21 protein-coding genes and 1 pseudogene are annotated in these 19229 nt (G+C 72.9%); 13 read left to right on the top strand and 9 right to left on the bottom strand.

The features are described from left to right. Position 1 precedes the first annotated feature (1 nt). From ACWDD7_RS08170 to ACWDD7_RS08160, 3 genes are read left to right on the top strand one after another with little or no spacing between them, the layout of a single operon-like run. Positions 2-1789, top strand: coding sequence for a beta-ketoacyl synthase N-terminal-like domain-containing protein (locus ACWDD7_RS08170; protein ID WP_450456775.1), 1788 nt, complete (start codon positions 2-4; stop codon positions 1787-1789). After that, positions 1786-3030 (top strand): cytochrome P450, encoded by a 1245-nt coding sequence (locus ACWDD7_RS08165; RefSeq protein ID WP_450456908.1) that lies wholly within the window; start codon positions 1786-1788, stop codon positions 3028-3030. The genes ACWDD7_RS08170 and ACWDD7_RS08165 overlap by 4 nt, the downstream gene beginning before the upstream one ends. Next, positions 3027-3722 carry a formyltransferase family protein gene (locus ACWDD7_RS08160; RefSeq protein WP_351872456.1) on the top strand — a complete coding sequence of 232 codons (696 nt, stop codon included), beginning with the start codon at positions 3027-3029 and terminating at the stop codon, positions 3720-3722. The genes ACWDD7_RS08165 and ACWDD7_RS08160 overlap by 4 nt, the downstream gene beginning before the upstream one ends. Here ACWDD7_RS08160 and ACWDD7_RS08155 read toward each other — a convergent pair whose 3' ends face one another. Further along, the gene (locus ACWDD7_RS08155) at positions 3723-5456 is read right to left on the bottom strand and encodes a hypothetical protein (RefSeq protein ID WP_450456774.1); all 1734 of its coding nucleotides are present in this window, start codon (positions 5454-5456) and stop codon (positions 3723-3725) included. A gap of 157 nt (positions 5457-5613) precedes the next feature. On the opposite strand from ACWDD7_RS08155, the gene ACWDD7_RS08150 reads away from it, so the two are divergent. The 4 genes and pseudogenes from ACWDD7_RS08150 (at position 5614) to ACWDD7_RS08135 (ending at position 7679) form a co-directional block, all read left to right on the top strand. Beyond that, positions 5614-6816, top strand: a complete 1203-nt coding sequence (locus tag ACWDD7_RS08150; protein WP_450456773.1) for a serine/threonine-protein kinase — start codon at positions 5614-5616, stop codon at positions 6814-6816. 193 nt (positions 6817-7009) lie between these two features. Then, entirely contained in the window at positions 7010-7177 is a 168-nt protein-coding gene (locus tag ACWDD7_RS08145) for a hypothetical protein (RefSeq protein ID WP_450456772.1), read from the top strand. Then, positions 7141-7308, top strand: a pseudogene (locus tag ACWDD7_RS08140) (LGFP repeat-containing protein); the annotation flags it as partial. The gene ACWDD7_RS08145 and the pseudogene ACWDD7_RS08140, both read left to right, overlap by 37 nt. A gap of 104 nt (positions 7309-7412) precedes the next feature. Next, positions 7413-7679 carry a hypothetical protein gene (locus tag ACWDD7_RS08135; RefSeq protein WP_450456912.1) on the top strand — a complete coding sequence of 89 codons (267 nt, stop codon included), beginning with the start codon at positions 7413-7415 and terminating at the stop codon, positions 7677-7679. Positions 7680-7730: 51 nt separating this feature from the next. Here the strand turns inward: ACWDD7_RS08135 and ACWDD7_RS08130 are convergent, their stop codons facing one another. Continuing rightward, entirely contained in the window at positions 7731-8762 is a 1032-nt protein-coding gene (locus ACWDD7_RS08130; RefSeq protein WP_450456771.1) for an alpha/beta fold hydrolase, read from the bottom strand. A gap of 183 nt (positions 8763-8945) precedes the next feature. On the opposite strand from ACWDD7_RS08130, the gene ACWDD7_RS08125 reads away from it, so the two are divergent. Together ACWDD7_RS08125 and ACWDD7_RS08120 are read left to right on the top strand one after the other, a co-directional pair. Continuing rightward, on the top strand, positions 8946-9473 hold the full coding sequence (locus tag ACWDD7_RS08125; RefSeq protein ID WP_450456770.1) for a GNAT family N-acetyltransferase: 528 nt from the start codon (positions 8946-8948) through the stop codon (positions 9471-9473). A 67-nt stretch (positions 9474-9540) separates the two neighbouring features. After that, complete coding sequence (locus ACWDD7_RS08120) at positions 9541-10122, top strand: histidine phosphatase family protein (protein WP_351872439.1); 582 nt, start codon at positions 9541-9543, stop codon at positions 10120-10122. A gap of 43 nt (positions 10123-10165) precedes the next feature. On the opposite strand, the gene ACWDD7_RS08115 is transcribed toward ACWDD7_RS08120, so the two are convergent. The 5 genes from ACWDD7_RS08115 to ACWDD7_RS08095 all read right to left on the bottom strand — a co-directional run bounded on the left by ACWDD7_RS08115 (position 10166) and on the right by ACWDD7_RS08095 (position 14197). Next, a complete protein-coding gene (locus ACWDD7_RS08115; protein ID WP_450456769.1) occupies positions 10166-10918 on the bottom strand; it encodes a CbtA family protein in 753 nt (250 codons plus the stop codon). A gap of 21 nt (positions 10919-10939) precedes the next feature. Beyond that, a complete protein-coding gene (locus ACWDD7_RS08110) occupies positions 10940-11161 on the bottom strand; it encodes a CbtB domain-containing protein (protein ID WP_285557592.1) in 222 nt (73 codons plus the stop codon). Positions 11162-11386: 225 nt separating this feature from the next. After that, the gene (locus ACWDD7_RS08105; protein WP_450456768.1) at positions 11387-12442 is read right to left on the bottom strand and encodes an enoyl-CoA hydratase/isomerase family protein; all 1056 of its coding nucleotides are present in this window, start codon (positions 12440-12442) and stop codon (positions 11387-11389) included. Positions 12443-12644: 202 nt separating this feature from the next. Then, positions 12645-13478 (bottom strand): sterol desaturase family protein, encoded by an 834-nt coding sequence (locus tag ACWDD7_RS08100; RefSeq protein WP_450456767.1) that lies wholly within the window; start codon positions 13476-13478, stop codon positions 12645-12647. Next, positions 13475-14197, bottom strand: coding sequence for a FadR/GntR family transcriptional regulator (locus ACWDD7_RS08095; protein WP_450456766.1), 723 nt, complete (start codon positions 14195-14197; stop codon positions 13475-13477). The genes ACWDD7_RS08100 and ACWDD7_RS08095 overlap by 4 nt, the downstream gene beginning before the upstream one ends. A gap of 224 nt (positions 14198-14421) precedes the next feature. Here ACWDD7_RS08095 and ACWDD7_RS08090 point away from each other — a divergent pair, with 224 nt between their 5' ends. The 4 genes from ACWDD7_RS08090 to ACWDD7_RS08075 all read left to right on the top strand — a co-directional run bounded on the left by ACWDD7_RS08090 (position 14422) and on the right by ACWDD7_RS08075 (position 17932). Further along, positions 14422-14631, top strand: a complete 210-nt coding sequence (locus tag ACWDD7_RS08090) for a ferredoxin (RefSeq protein WP_351872423.1) — start codon at positions 14422-14424, stop codon at positions 14629-14631. After that, positions 14621-15976 (top strand): NAD(P)/FAD-dependent oxidoreductase, encoded by a 1356-nt coding sequence (locus tag ACWDD7_RS08085; RefSeq protein WP_450456765.1) that lies wholly within the window; start codon positions 14621-14623, stop codon positions 15974-15976. Before ACWDD7_RS08090 ends, ACWDD7_RS08085 begins: the two co-directional genes overlap by 11 nt. Before the next feature lie 56 nt (positions 15977-16032). Next, positions 16033-17214 carry a cytochrome P450 gene (locus ACWDD7_RS08080; RefSeq protein ID WP_450456764.1) on the top strand — a complete coding sequence of 394 codons (1182 nt, stop codon included), beginning with the start codon at positions 16033-16035 and terminating at the stop codon, positions 17212-17214. Between the two features lie 64 nt (positions 17215-17278). After that, on the top strand, positions 17279-17932 hold the full coding sequence (locus tag ACWDD7_RS08075; protein WP_450456763.1) for a M15 family metallopeptidase: 654 nt from the start codon (positions 17279-17281) through the stop codon (positions 17930-17932). A gap of 13 nt (positions 17933-17945) precedes the next feature. Here the strand turns inward: ACWDD7_RS08075 and ACWDD7_RS08070 are convergent, their stop codons facing one another. Both ACWDD7_RS08070 and ACWDD7_RS08065 read right to left on the bottom strand, forming a co-directional pair. Further along, positions 17946-18695 carry a thioesterase II family protein gene (locus ACWDD7_RS08070; protein WP_351872412.1) on the bottom strand — a complete coding sequence of 250 codons (750 nt, stop codon included), beginning with the start codon at positions 18693-18695 and terminating at the stop codon, positions 17946-17948. A gap of 77 nt (positions 18696-18772) precedes the next feature. Further along, positions 18773-19201, bottom strand: coding sequence for a cold shock domain-containing protein (locus ACWDD7_RS08065; protein ID WP_351872410.1), 429 nt, complete (start codon positions 19199-19201; stop codon positions 18773-18775). Positions 19202-19229 lie beyond the last annotated feature (28 nt).

Raw genomic sequence — 19229 nt, 5'->3', positions numbered from 1 at the left:
CATGTCCGACCGTCCCGAGCAGGACTACGACCCGGGCGACGTGGCCGTCATCGGCATGTCGTGCAAGGCGCCCGGCGCCCGCACCAAGGAACAGTTCTGGGACAACCTCGTACACGGCAGGGAGTCCGTGCGCTTCCTGGAGAAGGACGAGATCAAGGTCGACGAGACCCTGGTCAACAACCCGTTCTACGTCCGGGCCTGCGGCACGCTCGACGGGTACGACGCGTTCGACCCCTCGGTGTTCGGCATCAGCGACCGGATGGCGGCCGCGATGACCCCCGAGAACCGGCTGTTCGTGGAGAGCGCCTGGGAGGCGCTTGAGGACGGCGGCTACGACCCGGACCGGATCCGGGGCGAGGTGGGCATCTACGGCGCCAACAACCCGCAGACCGCGGCGCTGTACGGCACCCCGCCGGACCGGGTGTCGGTCGGCCCCGAGGCGATCGAGCACGGCCTGGCGTGGTCGCCGGACACCATGACGTCCAACGCGCTGTACTACATCGGGCTGACCGGCGAGGCCGTCACCGTCACCACCGCCTGCGCCGGCTTCCACTACGCGGTGCACCTGGCCTGCCAGTCGCTGCTGCTCGGCCAGACCGACATGGCGATCGCCGGTGGCGCGATGGTCCGCCTGCCGCACCCGCGCGGCCATCTGTGGGAGGAGGGCCGCATCCTGTCCAGGGACGGCCACTGCCGCCCGTTCGACGCGAACGGCACCGGCGCCTCCCTCTCCAGCGGTGTCGTCACGATGCTGCTCAAGCCGCTGGCCCAGGCGGTCGCCGACCGCGACCACATCTACGCCGTGGTCAAGGGCTCGGCCATCAACAACAACGGGGTGAGCGCGATGGCGTACGGCCTGGCGCAGCCGGAACGGCTCAGCGCGTGCATCGCGGGCGCCATGCAGGTCGGCGGCGTCACCCCGGACACCGTGTCCATGTACGAGGCCAACGGGCTCGGGCTGCCGATCACCGACCAGCTCGAAGTGCACGCGGTGAGCATGGCGTTCGGCAAGCAGACCGGCACCTGCTCGATCGGCGGGGTCAAGGGCAACGTCGGCCACGGCGGTGTGGTCGCGGGCGGCTTCGGCGCCATGAAGGCCGCGCTGGCGCTGTACCACCGGACGCTGGCACCGACGATCAACCTGACCGAGGCGGACCCGGAGATCGACTTCCCCAGCACCCCGTTCACTCCGCAGCTGGAGGCGGCGGACTGGCGGCCGGAGGCCGGCATCCGCCGCGCGGGGATCACGGCCATCGGCGGCGGCGGCTACAACGGGCACCTGGTGCTGGAGGAACCGCCGGCCGCCACCGAGCGCGCCCCCGAGGCCGTCGGCAGGCCGCGGCTGGCCACGCTGTCCGCGCTGGACGACGAGGCGCTGGCGCAGCAACGCGCCCGGCTGCGGGACCGGTTGACGGCCGACCCGGACCTGCGTCTGGACGACGTGTGCTTCAGCCTCAACCTGGGGCGCCGCACGATGGACCGCCGGTGGGCGGCCGTGGTCCGCAGCCGGGAGGAGCTGATCGAGGCGCTGTCCGCCGGCTCCGCCCACGGACCGGCCGCCGCGACCGGTGCCGCGCCGCAGGGGGACGCGGACTCCCTCACCCGCGGCGCCGACGGGCTGGTGCCGTCCCGGACGGACGACGAGCGGGCGCTGTTCGAACTCGCCGCCGCCTGGGTGAACGGCCGGCGGGTGGACTTCGGCGCCCTGCACCAGGGCGAGGCGAGCCACCGCGTGCCGCTGCCCACGTACCCGTTCCGGCCGCGCCGCTACTGGCGTACGGAATGGTGACCGTGGGCACCCCGGCGCCGGTCACCGTGGACCTGGGCGACCCGAACACCTTCGCGGACCACGACCTCGACGGGTTCTGGCGCACCCTGCGGGACACCGCTCCGGTGCACTGGAACCCCCCGGTCGACGGCCGCCGCGGGTTCTGGGTCCTCTCCCGCTACGACGACATCGTGGCCGCCTACCGGGACGACCTGAACCTCACCTCCGAGCGCGGCAACGTGCTGGTCACGCTGCTGGGCGGTGGTGACGCCGGGGCGGGGCGGATGCTGGCGGTCACCGACGGGCACCGGCACCACGAGCTGCGCAAGATCCTCCAGCGGGTGCTGTCGCCGAGGGTGCTCAGCGATGTCGCGGCGGCGGTGCGGGTCAACACCCGGCGGTTGATCCGCGAGGCCGTCGAGACCGGCGGCTGCGACTTCGCCGAACAGATCGCGAGCCGTATCCCGATGACCACGATCTCCAACCTGCTCGGCGTGCCCGAACAGGACCGGGACCACCTCCTCGCACAGACCAAGACCGCGCTGTCGGCCGACACCGAGGACGTCGACGAGGTCGACTCCGAGATGGCCCGCAACGAGATCCTGCTGTACTTCATGGACATGGTCGAGGAGCGTCGGGCGTCGCCCGGCGACGACGTGATCAGCATGCTGGTCGCCAGCTCCATCGACGGGGTGCCCCTGTCCGACGAGGACATCGTGCTCAACTGCTACAGCCTGATCATCGGCGGCGACGAGACCAGCCGGCTGACGATGATCGACGGCGTGCACACCCTCGCGGCCCGGCCCGAGCAGTGGCGGCGGCTCAAGCACGGCGAGGTGGCGATCGACACCGCCGTGGACGAGGTGCTGCGCTGGGCGTCGCCCACCATGCACTTCGGGCGCAGTGTCGTCCGCGAGACCGAACTGCACGGCACCCGGCTGCGGCCGGGCGAGATCGTCACGCTCTGGCACGCCTCCGGCAACCGGGACGAGCGGGTCTTCGACCGTCCCGGGACGTTCGACCTCGGCCGCACCCCCAACAAACACCTGGCCTTCGGTTACGGCCCGCACTTCTGCCTCGGCTCGTACCTGGCCAAGGTGGAGATCTCAGAACTGCTCCTGGCACTAAGGGACTTCACCACCGGCTTCGAGCAGACCGGCGAGGCGTCGCGTATCCGGTCCAACTTCCTGACCGGGTTCTCCACGCTGCCGGTGCGTTTTCGGCCCGACCCCCACGGAATGAAAGAGGCGGCGACCCAGTGAACATCTACGTTTCGGGACAGGGGGCGTTCGCGGTGCAGGTCGCGGACGCCCTGTGGGAGGAAGGGCACCGGATCGCGGGGGTGGCCGCACCCCGGCTGCGCAAGGGGCACTGCGACGAGAGCAACGCGCTGTCCTGGGACCGGCTGCGCGCGTGGGCGTACCCCAGGAGCATCCCCTGGACGGACTCGGCCGAACTGCGTGCGATGCACGTCCCGGACGGGGTCGACCTCATCGTCGCCGCGCACTCCCACGCCTTCATCGGCCGCCGGACGCGGGCGAGGGCCGCCGTCGCGGCGATCGGCTACCACCCAAGCCTGCTGCCGCTGCACCGCGGCCGGGACGCGATCCGCTGGACGATCCGCGACGGCGACAAGGTGACCGGTGGCAGCGTCTACCACCTCACCGAGCGCACCGACGCCGGTCCGATCGCCGCGCAGGAGCACCTGTTCGTGCCGCCGGGCTCGACCGCGGAGACCCTGTGGCGCGAGCATCTCGCCCCGCTCGGGGTGCGGTTGCTGGTGCGGGTGGTCGCCGATCTCGCCGAGGGCCGGCGCATCGAGGTCCCTCAGGACGAGAAGCTGGCGACCTGGGAGCCCGCGATGGGCGCGCCGCCGCTGTTCAAGCCCGAACTGATCGCGTTGCCGGGGTCGGAGTCCGTCGACGGCAGCCGGTGGGCGCTGCACGCGCAGTGATCAGTCGGCGTCGTCGTCCCCGTCGTGGGGTAACTCGGCGATGCGCTGTTCCTCGCCCGTCACGACGGTCGCGCAACGGTCGGCCGGCTCGGCGCCCTTGCAGGTCAGGGCCGCAGAGTGGGCCGCACGGAGCAGGACCGGAGGCAGGGGGCGGGCGAGCGCGGAGAGGAGGGCCGAGGCCGTCGTGAGGAGGTGGCGGGCGAGTGCGGCGCGGTCGCTCTCGGCGGCCTCGCGGGCGAGCTCGTAGTACTCCCGGGTGAGGTCGACGGCGACGGCCGAGTCCGTCCGGTGCGCTCGCGCGTCCGTGTCGGCCGGCCCGGTCTCGAACAGGGGCGGCTGGTCGACGGCGTCCGGCTCGGGGGCGGGCGCGACGCCGATTGCCCTGAGGGCGGTCCCGAGGGAGGCCGACGCGCCGTCGAGGTCGCCGTGCCGCCGTTCCAGGGCGGCGAGCCGGATGTACGCGGTGGCGCGGTTCCGGTCGGTGTCCTGGAGCCGGGCGTGGAGGCGTTGGGCGCGGACTGCCTGGCGCAGGTCGCCGAGTGCCGTGAACTCCTCGATGATCCAGGGCAGTTCGTCCGTGTCGGCGGGACCGATGTCGTCCAGGGCGCGGATCAGGGCGATGCGGGCGAGTTCCGTACGTCCCCGACGGCGGGCGAGCGTCACCCACGTCTCGTCCGGCTCGTGGCCGGGGTCGTCCCCGAACCATTCGGGGGTGTCGAGCGCCTCGACCCAGCGCCGCAGGGCGTCCGGCTCTCCACCCGGTTCCGCGTCCGGGCCCTTGCCCGGCAGGCCCAGCGGCAGGTCCGACAGCGCGCACCAGGTGTCGAAGTCGGCAGCGCGGGCGGCATACAGGCGGGGCAGGTCCTCCTCGTGGTGCAGGCGGGCCACCAGGAAGACAGCGAGGTGCAACTCCTCGCCCATGCCGCCGGAGGGAGCCTCGCGGCGGCAGCGGGTCTCCTGTTCCAGGAGGTGGCGCAGGAGGGGGAGGTCGGTGGGCCGGCGGTCGTACCTCGCCGCGTGCAGCACACAGGCGCGCCGGGCGGCGTGGGCGTCGTGCTCCGGGTCCTCGCCGCCGGCCACCGGGGAGAAGGCGACCTCGTGCCAGGCGGCCGGGTCGGTCCTGAGCCGGTCCAGGTCGCGACGGCAGGCGGCGAGCACCGTCTCGGCCAACGGGGGCCGGGGATGCCCGCCCAGCGGTTCGTAGGCGGTGCCTTCCTCGGTGAGCAGCAGCACGTGCTCGGGCTCGGTGTCGCGCAGGGCGCGGTGCATCTCGGCGAAGAGTTCGGCGGGCGGGCGCGGGGACAGCCCGAGGCCCGCCAGGAGTTCGGCGCGGTGGGCGTCGAGGTCGGGGGCGTAGGAGGCCCGCAGGTCGGCCTCGTGTGCGCGGGCCGCCGAGGTCACCTCGTGGTCCCCGGTGTCCGGCGGGAGTTCCAGGTGGTCCCGCCAGCCGGGCAGGCCCGTCACCAGTTCCAGTACGTCGTCGACGCCGCGCCCGATCAGTCCGGCGCGGCCGTCCGAGTCGGCGTAGAGCACGCCGCCGTCGGCGCAGAGGAAGTAGGTGCCGCCGGTGTCGTCGCCCGCGATGCCGGTCAGTGGCGCGCCCGAGGCCGACTCGACCTCCTCGCCGTGGTCCGCGCGCTCCAGGTCGAAGTCGAAGGGGAAGGCGGCCAGTCGGGCCAGGCGGGGGTTCCGGCGGAGCAGGTCGAGGGCGGAGGGGGTACCGGAGCCGGGCATGCGGCCGACCCTACAGTTCGTCGTGGCGGGCTCTCACGGCGCTCCGGATCGGACGGGCGCCTTATGATCGACGGTACATCGGCCGGCACGACCCACCGCGTACCCGCTCGGGCAGGCAGGACGTATGCCGCAGGGGCCGGGAAGGGGGAAGTGCGTCGTGGAGGGGACCGAGCCGCATGCGGCCACCCGGGTGGGTCCGTACGCGGTCGAACGGGTGCTGGGCGAGGGCGGCATGGGGGTCGTCTACCTGGCCAGGTCCCGGGGCGGCCGTCAGGTCGCGGTGAAGGTGGCGCGCTCCGAGCTGGCCCGTGACCCCGGCTTCCGCGAGCGGTTCCGCGCCGAGGTGGAGGCGGCCCGGCGGGTCGGCGGCTTCCATACGGCGCCGGTGGTGGACGCCGACCCGGACGCGGACACGCCCTGGCTGGCCACCGCCTACATCGCCGGGCCCACCCTCGCCGGACTGCTCACCGCGCACGGTCCGATGGACGAGGCGCGCCTGCGCGGTCTGGGCGCCGCACTCGCCGAGGCCCTGGGAGCCATCCACGCCTGCGGGCTGGTGCACCGGGACCTGAAGCCGGGGAACATCATCATGGCCGCGGACGGCCCTCGCGTCCTGGACTTCGGCATCGCCCGCGCCGTCGAGAACTCCCGTCTGACGATGACCGGAACGGGCATGGGGACGCCCGGGTTCCTCGCCCCCGAGCAGGCGGAGGGGCTCGATGTCACCGGCGCGGCCGATGTGTTCGCCCTGGGCGCCGTGCTGGTCGCCGCGGCGGGCGGCAAGGCGTTCGGCGACGGCACGCCCATGGCGCTGATGTACCGGTCGGTCCACCACGACGCCGACGTGAGCGCGGTCCCCGGCGCCCTGCGGCCGATCGTCCGGTCCTGCCTCGCAAGGGAACCCGGGCTGCGGCCCACCCCCGCCGCGCTCCTCGACGCGCTGGCCGCCGGTCCGCCGCCGGCCCCGGCGCCCGCTCCCCCGCCCCCGTACGTGCCCACCGCCGTACCCCCGCCGCCGCCGTACGCACCGCACGCCCCGACCGCCCTCTCCCAGGAGCCGGCGCCCGGCCAGGAGGAGCCCGAGTTCCTGGCGATGGACCGCAAGAACGCCGTCCTGGCGGACGCCCGGGGCATCTCCCTCGGTCTCAACGGCGCCATGATCGACCTGGCGTGGCCGTTCATCGCCCGGGTCGCCTACGAGCAGAACGTCCGCACCCGCGGCTTCGCGCTCACCGTGGCCGTGGACACCTACGCCGGCCAGCGGTACTTCTGCGCGGTGCGCACCCGTGAGGCCGAACAGATCGAGTCCTGGATCGACGACCTCGAAAGGCTGCTCGACCGCCATCGGCCCGGCCGCTGACGAGACCGCCCGGCCGGCACCACACGTCTTCAGGCGCCCCACCGGTGCCACGCCCCGCCCTGCTCAGGTCCGCGGCCGTGGCCTGCGCCGCCGCGCTGGTCGCCCTGACCGTGCAGGCACCCCCGGCGCTCGCCGACGAGCCACGATCTGCGGCCACCGGGTCGGCGGCGACATCCTGAAGAAGTACCAGGAAATGGGCGGGGAGACATCCCCTCTGGGCTGCGCCACGACGGACGAACTCACCACTCCGAACGGGCGCGGCAAGTACAACACCTTCACCGGCGGCTCGATCTGCTGGACCGCCACCACGGGAGGCCCACCCCGGTGGGCTCGCTCGGCTTCCCGACCGGCGACGAGCTGACCAACCCCGACGGGCAGGGAAAGCGCCAGCGGTTCGAGGGCGGGAGCATCTACTGGCACCCGCCCCTCTCCCACGGCGCCCATCCCGTGTGGGGGAAGATCGGGGAGTTGTGGGGGCAGTACGGCTGGGAGAGCGGGCCGTTCGGCTACCCGACGTCCGACGAGCGGCCGGACGACCCGGACAAGGAGGTCGTCCAGACCTTCTCCTCCGACAACCTGTCTGTCCTCTGGAGTCCGTGGAACGGCATCGCACGGACTTCCAGGGCGCGTGGGCGCAGCTGTGGCAGCTGGTGCCCTATCCGAACGACGTGGACGAGACCGAACACCGGTCCCTGTTCGAGCAGTTCGCCTGCCACGCCAAGTTCGTCGTCGAGGATCCCCTGGACGACAGCGGCTGGAGCACCGGATGGACCTTCGACCTGGAGTCCTGGCACGCGGACGTGGGCATGGACAACGCCACCAGCCTGGTCTACTTCCTGAAGCACCGGTGCAACTGGGACTGAGCCTCCCGGCGCAGGGGGACGGACGACTCGCGTCCGGCCCCCTGTCGCCTTTCAGAGCCGGGCGGCGTCGAGGACGGCCCGGGCGAAGGCGGCGGGTGCCTCCTGGGGGAGGTTGTGGCCGATGCCCTCGACGACCCGGTGCTCGTAGGGACCGGTGAAGCGGTCGCGGGTGCCGTCGCCGGGCACGGTGAAGGGGTCCAGCTCGGGGCTCAGGGTGATGGTGGGGACGTGGATCACGGGCCGGGTGGCGAGTTCCTCCTCGTAGCGGTCGTAGCGGCGTTCGCCGTCCGCGAGGCCGAGGCGCCAGCGGTAGTTGTGGATGACGATGGCGGCGTAGTCGGGATTCTCGAAGGCTCGCGCGGTGCGCCGGAAGGTGGCCTCGTCGAACTTCCAGGTGGGTGAGACGAGTTGCCACACCAGGCGGCACAACTCGTCGCGGAGTTCGGGGGTTTCCATGGCGAGACGACCGCGTTCGGTGGCGAAGTAGTACTGGTACCACCAGTTGTGCTCACCCGCGGGCGCGATCGGCGACTTCTGCGCCTCGACGTTCGTGACGAGGTACCCGCCGGTCGACACGAGCGCGCTGACCCGTTGCGGCCACAGCGCGGCGATGATGCCGGCGGTACGCGAACCCCAGTCGAAACCGGCGAGCACGGCCTCGGGGATCTCCAGCGCGTCCATCAGCGCGACGATGTCCAGCGCGACCGCGGACTGCTGCGCGTTGCGGACCGTGCGGGAGGACCGGAACCGTGTGGTGCCGTGGCCGCGGAGGTAGGGGACGATCACGCGGTAGCCCCGCTCGGCGAGGAGCGGGACGACGTCGACGTAGCTGTGGATGTCGTACGGCCATCCGTGCAGGCAGACGACGACGGGGCCGTGCGCCGGTCCCGCCTCGGCGTACCCGGTGTCGAGCACGCCGGCCTCGATCTGCTTGAGCGCGGGAAACTCGGTGTGTGCCGCGGGCGCGGGCGCCTCGTCCGCCGCGCCGGGAGCGGCGTCGGCCGCCTGCGCCCCGCTCAGGGACAGCGCGGCCGCGCCGGTCCCCAGGCCGACGGCCTTCCCGAAGGTACGCCTGTCGATCATGTGAAAGCCTCCGTCGTCCGCTCCGCGCCGTGAGGTCGGCCCGTCGGCGACGGTACAGGCCGGTCCGGCGTCTCCGAAGGCGGCGCGGGCGGGAAGCCCGTCACCGCCGAGGCGGCGACCGGCCGTGCGGGCGATGAGACGATCAGGTGGGGGCCGCGACCGCCGCCGGGCGAGGGGGAGTTCATGGAGCTGCGCAACGTCGTGCCGGAGGACGTCGACGCCTACGTCCGGATGCGCTGCGATCCCGTCATGATGGCGGACCTCGGCGGGCCGCTGCCGCGTGCGGGGATGGCCGACAAGGTCCGCCGGGACGCGGCGGAGGCGGCGGCCGACCGGGCGTGGCTGAGGATGATCGTGCCCAATCCGGCCCGGCCCGAGGTGGTGGCGGGGACGGTGACGCTGTGGGCCCATGACACCGGTGCCGGGCCGCTGTCCGAGATCGGGTGGATGGTCCTGCCCGAGTTCCAGGGCCGGGGACTGGCCAGGCGTGCCGTCGTCGCGCTGCTGGAGCAGGCCCGCGACCAGGACCGCTGGGACGTCGTGCACGCCTTCCCGGCGACCGCCAACGCCCCGTCGAACGGCATCTGCCGGTCGGTCGGTTTCCGGTTCCTCGCGGAGATGGACAAGGAGTTCGCGGGCCGGACCCTCAGGACGAACCACTGGGTGGTGGCCCCGCGGCGGGACCTGGTCCGCCGGGGCGGACGGGACTGATCGCGCGGGTGTTATGTTCCCCGGGCCCCGTTCCGTGCCCCACGGCCACCACCGCAGGAGTGACCGCGTGACCAGTCGAGTCCTGCTCGTCTCCCCCGCCATCGGCGCCTCGCTCCGGCAGGCCCGTTTCGACGACGGTGGCTCGCTCGACGCCGGGGGTGCGGCGCGCGCCCGGGCCGCGGCCGGGAACCTGCCCGCCGTCGCCCGGGTGTTCGTCTCGCCCGGTGCGCGTTGCCGGGAGACGGCGGCGGCGCTGGGTCTGGAGGGCGTACCGGTAGCGGAGTTGGCGGGTCTGGACGTGGGGCGCTGGACCGGCCGGACCCTGGAGGAGGTGGGCGCGGCCGAGCCGGAGGCGGTGGGGCGGTGGCTCGCCGATCCCGGCTGTGCACCGCACGGGGGCGAGTCGGTGCGGGAGCTGTGCGCGCGGGTCGCGGGCCGGCTCGAAGGCATGCGTCGGCTGGAGGGTCGCACGCTCGCCGTGGTCGAGCCGGAAGTGGTCCGGGCGGCGGCCGTCACGGCGCTGGACCTGCCGGACACGGCCTTCTGGCGCCTCGACGTACCGCCTCTGACCGTGACCGAACTCAGTGGCAGGGCCGGACGGTGGAACCTGCGACTGGGACGCCCGATCGCCGCGTCGGACGACGCCTAGCCTTTGGCGGAAGGCCCGTGCCGACGCGGCGATCCGGACGGTGTCAGTGTGCCGTCGGTGCCGCTCGCCCCGCCGCGGCCCGCGCCGGCCCCGGGTTGAGCAGCCGCTCGGCCAACTCGCCGAAGAGCAGGCCGAATCCGCTCCACAGCACGGCCTGGACGGCCAGTGCCGAGAGCCGGAACCGCCACAACAGGGTGGCCGGGAAGCCCTTCGGTACCTCGTCGACGACGGGCAGGAACCGGAAGGCCAGGGCGATCACGACGGCGAACGCGACCGCTGCGGCCACCGTCGCCCACCATGTGCCCAGCACGGGCGCGAGGCGTCTGCCGAAGAGGGTCGCGGCGATCGCCAGCAACACGCTGAGCAGCATCATCAGGAAGTACAGGGCGGTCCGCCGGCCGATGGTGTCGGCGTTGCCGACCGACGGCGGGTTGGCCGGGTACTTCAGGAACGGTACGACGTACACGGCGAGCAGCGCGCATCCCGACAGCAGCAGCGCCGTGGCGCGCGGGCCGAAGCGGCCCACCCGTCCCAGGGCGAAGCAGTAGGCGAGCGCGGCGATGCCGCCGAAGGCGACCCCGTAGACCAGGACGCCGGTGGCGAGACCGGCGGTGGACTGCAGGGAACGGGAGACGACCGCCATCTCGTGCTCGTGGGCGTGGGCCTCCTCGAAGCCGATCGCCTTGTCGACGTTCGGCTCACCGAGGAGGTACGCCACGATCAGGGCGAGCACACCGGCGGCGAGGCCGGCGAGCATGCCCCGTACGAGAAGGTTCCGTACGGTTGCGTGGTTCATGGGCGAGCGGTTTCCCCGGCCTCAGTGGCAGGGGAAACCGAGCAGGTGGCGGGCGTCGTGCACCCACTCGTGGACGTCCGTGCCGTTGAACACGGAGGTGGCGCCCTGCTCGGCGCCGACGAAGTACAGCAGGACCAGCATCAGGATGCCGAAGAACACCGCCCAGGGAGCTATCGCCTTCAGCGGCAGCTTGGTGGGCAGGGCGGGGGTGGTGGCTGTCGGCTGGGCGACGGTCTGCGCCATGGCAGGACCTCCTTTGGGAGTTCGCGTCCCATGTCGGTGGTGCGTTGGACGACGGCTACGGGTCTGACTCACGAGCCCCTGGGGGCTCGCATACAGTGGCGCGACCGTGCCGGGTTCCCACCGGCTTCCGTCCTGCCGTCGTCGATATCGGACAGACCGTACCGCGTCAGCGGCCCGCGGCCAAGACCGCCCCCGCCCGACGTGATCTTCCTCTCCGGCCCGCGGCTACCCCGCCGCGCCCAGTCCGAGTTCGCGGTCGCCCAGCGGAGCGAAGAAGCGCTCCACGTCCGCCTCGGTCACCTCCGCCAAGGTCGCCGGTGACCAGCGGGGGGCGCGGTCCTTGTCGATGATCTGGGCGCGGACGCCCTCCACCAGGTCGTGGCCGCCCAACGCGGCGCAGGAGACGCGGTACTCCTGGTCCAGCACCCGTTCCAGGGAGCCGAGCCGCCGGGCCCGGCGCACCGCCGCCAGGGTGACCTTGAGGGCGGTGGGCGATCGGGAGAACAGCGTCTCCGCCGCCTCCTTCGCCTCCGGGCTGCCGTACGCGAGCAGCCGCTGGACGATCTCCTCGACGGTGTCGGCCGCGTAGCAGGCGTCGATCCACTCCCGCCGCTCCGCCAACTCCCCCCGTGGCGACGGCTGTACGTGCCGGGCGAGGGCGTCCGGCACGGGCATGACGGCGAGGTCGTCCAGCAGCGCGGGCAGCTCGCCGGAGGGTACGTAGTGGTCGGCGAGCCCGCACAACAGGGCGTCGCCGGGGCCGATCTGATCTCCCGTCAGCGCGAGGTGCGTGCCCGACTCGCCGGGTGCCTGGGCGAGCAGACGGGTGCCGCCGACGTCCGGGACGAATCCGATGCCGGTCTCGGGCATCGCGATCCGCGACCGCTCGGTGACGATCCGGACGCTCCCGTGCGCGGAGACACCGACCCCGCCGCCCATCACGATGCCGTCCATGAGGGCGACGTACGGCTTGGGGTAGCGGGCGATGCGGGCGTTGAGGTGGTACTCGTCGCGCCAGAACGCGGCGGACGCGCTGCCGTCGCCGTCCCGGGCGTCGTCGTGGACGGCGCGGATGTCGCCGCCCGCGCACAGCCCGCGCTCGCCGGCGCCGGTGAGCACGACGGTCTCCACGCGGGGGTCGTGCGCCCAGGCGGTGAGCGCCGTGTCGATGCGGCGGACCATCTCGTGGTTGAGGGCGTTCAGGGCCCGGGGCCGGTTGAGGGTGATGAGGGCGGCCCGTCCGGTGGTGCGGAACAGCACGGGTTCCTCGGTGCCGCTCACCGGGACGTCTCCGTCAGGGCGCGGGCCACGATGTCGTACATGATCTGGTGGTTCCTTCCGGGTGCCGGTGGGCGCGAGGGGCACGGCCGGTCTTCCCCGTGCCACCCGCGTCATCCGTTCTGCCAGGGGCATCATCCCTCCCGCCCCGGGCGCCCCCGGCGTCAGCCCCTCGCGCGCGGCGTCACCCCGCGCCCCGGCCTCGTCACCCCTTCACGCTCGGCGCCCACCCCGGCGGCCCGAAGACGTACCCGATCCGGTCCCGCCACCGGCCCGCCGCGCGGACGTCGCGCCACGCGGCCGCGTACTCGTGGAAGGCCACGCGCAGCGGGTTGTACGTGTCGATGTTCTTCGTCAGGCCGTACACCACCCGCACACCCTCCGGTTCGAAGGTGCGGAAGATCCGGTCCCAGATGATGAGGATGCCGCCGTAGTTGCGGTCCAGGTACACGTTGTTGGAGCCGTGGTGGACGCGGTGGTGGGAGGGGGTGTTGAAGAACCACTCCACCGGCCGCCACAGCCTGTCCACCCGCTCGGTGTGCAGGAAGAACTGGTAGACGAGGCTGACGGCCTGCTCGATCAGGATCATCCACGGCGGGATGCCGATCAGGGCCAGCGGCAGCCAGAACGGCAGGCCGGTCATCGGCGTCCAGGTCTGGCGCAGGGCGGTGGAGAGGTTGAAGCGGAGACTGGAGTGGTGGACGACGTGGCTCGCCCACAGCACCCGTACCCGGTGATGGGCCCGGTGGTAGGCGTAGTACGCCAGGTCCTCGCCGAAGAACAGCAGCAGCCAGGTCCAGCCGGACGACGGCGAGAGGTGCCAGGGGACGGCGGTGTACGCGGCGGCGTACACCACGATCGTCGCCACCTTCCACGGCACCGCGATGACCTGGCTGCCCGCGCCCATGGACATGCTGGTGACGGTGTCGCGCAGCTCGTAGCCGCGCTCGTCGTCGTCCGGCAGGAAGCGGTACGACAGCGCCTCGACCACGACCAGCAGCATGAACGCCGGGATGGCGTAGACCACGGTGGGGATCACGGCCGTACCCCCTCGCGGGTGCGCGGCGCGGCGGGCACGCTGCGGGACAGCAGCTCGCGGGCCAGCGACTCGGCCGCGTCGGCCTCACGGGCCGCGATGTGCGCGGCCAGCCGGCGGTGGGCCTCGACGTCGAGGATCTCGCCCGCGCCCAGGTCGGCGGGCACGTCGGCGACCGGGATCAGGCCGTCCACCAGGCTGTTGAAGGCCAGCAGGTACGCGATGTTCCCGGAGCCCTCCACGATCAGCCGCCACCAGGCGACGTAGGTCTCGTCCAGCTCGGTCAGATCGGGCCCGGTGTGCGCGTGCCGTTCGGCGGCCGCGGCGATCTCGGCGGCGGTGTCCGCGGAGCAGCGCAGGGCGCACAGCCGGGCGGCGTCGGCGCCGACGCAGGCCCGCATCTCCAGGGCGTCGCGGGCGATGTCCTGCACGGTGGGCCCGGTGTCGGCCGCGGCGATGCCCACGGCGAGGTCGAGCCCCGCGGTGCGCCGCCAGTCCAGTACCTGGGTGCGGCCGCCGTGGCTGACCTCGACCAGCCGTGCCTGCTGGAGGCGTTTGACGGCCTCCCGTACGGCATGCCGGTTCACCCCGAACTCGGCCGCCAGATCCCGCTCGGCGGTGAGCGCGGCGCCGGGCGGCAGCGCGCCGCCGAGAATCCGGTCGCGCAGCAGGGCGAAGAGCTGGTCGGAGACCGCCTCGCGCCGTATGTGTCCCTCAGCCATGGCGATCAGGGTGGACGCGCTTCGTACAGTGGTCAACTGGTTGGACCAGTATTTCTCCGCCGGGCCGGGGACATGTCGGTGTTCGTCCGGATCCGCCAAGCGGCCTTCCCCTGCCGGACGTTGGCACGGGATTCCCCGGTCCCGCCCGCGTGGCCGTGCGAGCCTCCCGGTCTCACCCCATGCTGGAGTCGAGGGGGCGGTACGGCGGAGGAGGAGTGGTTGCGATGCGGACCGTTGTCGACCTCACGCGCTGCCAGGGCTACGCACAGTGCGTGTTCCTCGCGCCGGACGTGTTCCGGCTGCACGGCGAGGAGGGCCTGCTGTACACCCCGGCCGTCCCCGAGGACCAGGTCGAACGGGTCCGTCAGGCCGCGGCCGCCTGCCCGGTCCAGGCCATCCTCCTCGGGGAAGAGGTGAGCGGCGGTGTCCGATGAGCTCACCGACGGCCGCATCGTGATCGTGGGCGCCTCGCTGGCCGGACTGCGGGCCGCGGAGGCGCTGCGCGACCAGGGTTTCACCGGCTCCCTGACGGTGGTCGGGGACGAACCCCATCCGCCGTACGACCGCCCGCCCCTGTCCAAGCAGGTGCTGCTGGGCATCGCCCCGGCCGACTCCACCGGGCTGCCGATGCGCCGCGACCCGAAGGCGGAGTGGCTGCTCGGTGTAAGGGCCACGGGCCTGGACCCGCTGGGGAAGCGGGTGCTGCTGGACAACGGCGAGTCGCTGCCGTACGACCGGGTGCTGATCGCCACCGGGACCCGTGCCCGGCCCTGGCCGAACCCGCAGGAGGCCGCGCTGGACGGGGTGTTCACCGTGCGCACCCGCGAGGACGCGGCGGGGCTCGCGGCGCGGCTGGACGCGGGGCCGCGGCGGGTCCTGGTGATCGGCGGCGGGTTCACCGGCTCGGAGATCGCCTCGGCCTGCCGGGAACGCGGGCTGGAGGTCACGGTCACCGAGCGCGGCCCCGCGCCGCTCGTCGGCGCGCTCGGCGGCACCCTGTCCAAACTCGCGGCCGTGATGCAGCGCAACCACGGCGTGGACCTGCGCACCGGGGTGACGGTGACCAGGCTGCTCGGCGACGGGAGCTTCACCGGCGTGGAGCTGTCCGACGGCAGCCGGGTGGACGCGGACGTGTGCGTGGTGGCGCTGGGGGCGGTGCGCAATGTGGAGTGGCTGGCGGAGTCCGGTCTCGCGGCGGGCCCGCGCGGGCTGGCCTGCGACGCCGGGTGCCGGGCCTTCACCATGTACGGCATCGTCACCGACGACGTCTTCGTGGCCGGCGACGTCTCCCGCTTCCCGCACCCGCTCTTCGGCTACCAGCTGCTGTCCCTGGAACACTGGGGCAACGCGGTCACGCAGGCCGAGGTGGCCGCCCACAACATGGTCAGCCCGGGGCCCCTGCGCCGCCCCCACCTGGCCCTGCCGACGTTCTGGTCGACGCAGTTCGGGCTCAACATCAAGTCGGTGGGGGTGCCCACCTACTCCGACCACGTGGTCATCGCCCAGGGCTCGCTGGAAGCGCGCCGGCTCGCCATGGTCTACGGCTACCGGGGCCGGGTCACCGCCGCGGTCACCGTGGACATGGCCAAGTCGCTCGACTACTACCAGCACCTGATCGAGACGGCCGCGCCGTTCCCGCCCCCGCCGGGCGCCGCCGACCGGGCCCTCGCGGCCGAGATCACGATCCCGTCGGACGTACCGGACCCCTCGGTGCTCTCCCACGGCCCGACGGTCGCGCTGACCGGCTACCTCCCGGACCGCCGGCTGACGGTGGTCTAGCCGGCGGTGGTACAGCCCGACGACGGTACAGCCCACGCCCACTTCGAGGAGCCGACATGGACTCCGGCACCCTGCTGGCGAGGATCACCGACTACGCCAGCCGCCCCGACCCCTACCCCCTGTACGCGGAGCTGCGCGCGGCCGGTCCCGTCGTCCCGCAGTCGGACGGCAGCCTGCTGGTCGGCGGCTACCACGAGGTCGCCGCGCTGCTGCACGACCCGCGGATGAGCGCCGACCCGCGCAACCGCGGCCTGGTGACCGCCAAGCCGCCGTTCCTGCGCCTCGACGACCCGGAGCACCACCGGCTGCGCACGCTGGCCATGCGGCCGTTCGGGCCGCCGCACACCCCGCGCCGCGTGGACGGGATGCGCGCCGAGATCGAGAACATCACCAAGGAGTTGCTGGCGCCGTTCGAGTCGGGCGGGCAGGTCGACGTCGTGGACGACTTCGCCTATCCGCTGCCGGTCACGGTGATCTGCCGGCTGCTCGGCGTTCCGCACGAGGACGAACCGCTCTTCCGCGCCTGGTCGGACACGCTGGTCGCGTCCGCGGACGTACGACCGGACGCGGCCTCGGCACCGCGCGACGAGGCCGAGCGGGCCCGTACGGAGATGGGCGGGTATCTGGTGGGCCTGGCCGAGCAGCGCCGCGACGAGCCGGGCGACGACCTGCTGTCCGCGTTCGCCGGTGAACCCGACCCCGAACTGCGTCTCACCCGTGAGGAACTCGCGGAAACGGCGGTGCTGTTGCTGATCGCCGGGCACGAGACCACGGTCAACCTCATCACCAACGGCGTCCTGACCCTGCTGCGCCATCCCGAGGAACTGGACCGGCTGCGCCGCGAACCCGGCCTGATGCCACGTGCGGTCGAGGAACTGCTGCGCTTCGAACCGCCGGTGCACATGCGCGAGCGCATCCCCCTCGCCGACCTCGACGTCGCCGGTACCACGCTCCCCCGCGGCTCCTCCGTCATCCTGGCCCTGGCCGCCGGCAACCGCGACCCCCGCCGCTTCCCCGACCCCGACCGCTTCGACCCGACCCGCCCGGACAACCAGCACCTGGGCTTCGGCTCCGGCATCCACCTCTGCTACGGCGCACCGCTCGCGCGCCTCGAAGCGCGCTCCGCCCTCACCGCCCTGCTCCCCCGCCTGGCCACGGCGGAGCTGGTCGAGGACCCGCCGCCGTACCGGCAGAACGCGATGCTGCGGGGGCCACGGCATCTGTCGCTGCGGCTCTGAGAGCCGCTGTCCCGAAAGTCGTTCCGACACCGCCCCCGGCGCCGCGGGCTGCGATGATCGCCTCATGGCTGAGATCATCTTGATGTCGGACGCGAAGGTCGCCGCGGTGCCCGTCCGGGAGTGCGGTGAGCGGCTGGTGGATGTGCGCCGCGGTGGCCGGCTGCCGGTCGACGGGCGGAAGGCGGACGGCGACGGCGCGTTCGCCCATCTGCGGGAGGGCGTGCTGGAGCGGCTGCTCAAGGCGCAGGAGACGCTGCCGGAGGGACTGCGCCTGCTCTTCGTCGAGGGGTACCGTCCCCCGGCCCTTCAGCGGCGCTATTTCGACGGGTACGGCGCCGGGTTGCGCGCCGCCCATCCCGACTGGCCGGCCGAGCGGATCCGTTCGGCGGCGAGCCGCTACGTCTCACCGCCCGAGATCGCGCCGCACAGCGCCGGCGCGGCCGTCGACCTGACCCTTGTCGACGCCGACGGCCGAGAGCTGGACATGGGAACGCCGTTGAACGCCGATCCGGAGGTCAGCGCGGGCGCCTGCTACACCGGGGCCACCGGCATCGGCACCGAGGCCCGCGCCAACCGACAGATCCTCGGTACCGCGCTCGGGAACGCCGGGCTGGTGAACTACCCCACGGAATGGTGGCACTGGTCGTACGGCGACCGGTACTGGGCCCTGGCCACGGGGGCTCCGGCCGCGCTCTACGGCCCGAGGGAACTGGTCTGACAGGACGGAAGGGCTAAGCCGTCAACCGCTGCCGCAGCAGCTGGGACAGCTCGGTGATCCGGTCGGTGAGGTAGAAGTGGCCGCCCGGGAAGACCCTGAGGTCGAAGGGGCCTGTGGTGTGGGTGCGCCAGGCGTGGGCCTCGTCGGGGGTGACGCGGGGGTCGGTGTCGCCGGTGAGGGCGGTGATGGGGGTGGTGATGACGGTGGAGGGGGTGGCGCGGTAGGTCTCGATGGCGGTGTAGTCGCTGCGGAGGGCCGGGAGGACCATGCGGAGGACCTCCTCGTCGTCCAGCAGCCGGGCGTCCGTGCCGCTGAGGCGGCGCATCTCGGCGATGAGGCCGTCGTCGTCGCGCCGGTGGACGTTCTCGGACGCGGCGGCGGACGGGGCGCGGCGCGCGGAGGCGAAGAGGTGGACGGGGGCCTCGCCGTCGCGTTCGAAACGGCGGGCGACCTCGAAGGCGACGATGGCGCCCATGCTGTGTCCGAAGAGGGTCAACGGGCGGTCCGCGTAGGGCAGCAGGGCCTCGTGGGCCCGGTCCGCCAGCTCCGCGATGGTCTCGATGCCCTTCTCCGCGTGCCGGTCCTGCCGCCCCGGGTACTGCACCGCGACCACGTCGGCCGTGCCGCGCAGGGCGGCGGACAAGGGGAAGTAGAAGGTCGCCGAGCCGCCGGCGTGCGGGAAGCACACGAGCCGGGCGGACGCCCGCGGCGCGGGATGGAAACGGCGTACCCACGGGTCACCGGTCGGGCTCGCTGTCGTCATGGTGTGGTCCAAGGGTCCGGGAGGGGGGTGGGGGCAAGGCTGTCGCCGGGCCGGCCGAGGGGCCTCGGCGAACCCTGTCAGGCGGTCAACCAGCCCTTTTCCCGGGCCAGTTCCACGACCCGCTCCCTGACCTGGCGGATCTGCGCGGCCGTGAGGGAGTCGACCGAGGTGACCAGCACCTCGGTCAGTTCGGTGCGGAAGCGGCCCGTGCTGGTGCCCTCGCCGGACGGGGCGGCGTGGCGTTCGGCGGCGGAACCGTCGGAGAAGACGGGGCGGTTGGGGAGGCGGTGCGAGGAGGGCTGGTAGACCAGCCGGATCTGGGAGGCCTTCGGGCCCTTCTCCCCCATCTCCATGTGGAACTCGACCTCGCTGCCCTCGTGGTAGAGGTACTTCTCGTCCAGCAGGTCGTTCGCGTGCATGAAGACGTCCTCGCCCGGCTCGGACGGGGCGATGAACCCGTATCCACGGACCTCGTCGAAACGCAGCACCTTGCCGGTCATCAGCACAGCCCACACACCTCCAACAACACCAGCA

Source organism: Streptomyces sp. NPDC001056, assembly GCF_053598955.1.
Note: the sequence above shows the minus strand (reverse complement) of the source record. Positions and strands in the feature narration are given on the sequence as shown.